Raw genomic sequence first — 747 nt, forward strand, 5'->3', positions numbered from 1 at the left:
GGTTGTGCAACCTTTTTTCTGTAAATTTCCGTGGTGTTGGTCATGACGCCGGGGTTACGGGTTGAGGTTGAGATAGACCTTGCCGGTCATCCACTCGTCGTCGAGTTCGGCCAGCAGCGCCGAGACCAGGCGCAGGCAGGAATCCATGTTGGGGAAGATGCTGGCCACCCGGGTGCGTCGTCGCAGTTCCCGGTGTCGGGTAGCAGGACGGCATTACTGCCGCCCCGCCCCCTAAGAACCGTACGTGCGAGTTTCCCCGCATACGGCTCAAGCCTCTGCAAAGCTCCTTTTGACAGGAGCCGGCAGTTCACTTACCACCTTGGCTGTGGAGCTGTCTGTGGCAGTTCGGGTGAAGGAGTTGCAGGTTAAAGATTGAGTCCGTTCCACCGAGAGATTTCGGAAGGACGTGATGGATATTCCATCCGGTTTCCTTCGTAATTTTCTCTCCGCATTCCGGACAGTTCCCTTCCTGCATGAGCCAAAGCGTCCGCAGTTTCCTCCTTCCCTTAAGGTCTGCGTACATCGTGAGCGCAAGACGTTCATCGAAGTACGCGTCCCATTTCGGATCGTAGGGATTCGCTTCCGCCTTGATCTTGACGTGGCGTCGGATCGGCGTGTCGGCGGCTTTTACCAGCCTCAACACCTTCTCTTCACCCCGTGCATCCTTCATCGTCGCTGCGAACACCCAGTCTCTGGTGTAGTGTTTGGTCGTGACTTCCCCTTCGACGATTTGCTTTCTTGCGTAAG

General features: G+C 56.4%; 1 protein-coding gene and 1 pseudogene. Both read right to left on the reverse strand.

What is annotated here, in order from left to right:
• Positions 1-54 precede the first annotated feature (54 nt).
• A pseudogene (locus tag ACYQ6T_RS10705) lies at positions 55-195 on the reverse strand (transposase); the annotation flags it as partial.
• Between the two features lie 112 nt (positions 196-307).
• Positions 308-747, reverse strand: a 440-nt coding sequence (locus ACYQ6T_RS10710; RefSeq protein WP_459830702.1) for an HNH endonuclease signature motif containing protein, incomplete at its 5' end; no start/stop codon positions are given.

It is taken from the genome of Hydrogenophilus islandicus (assembly GCF_054657095.1).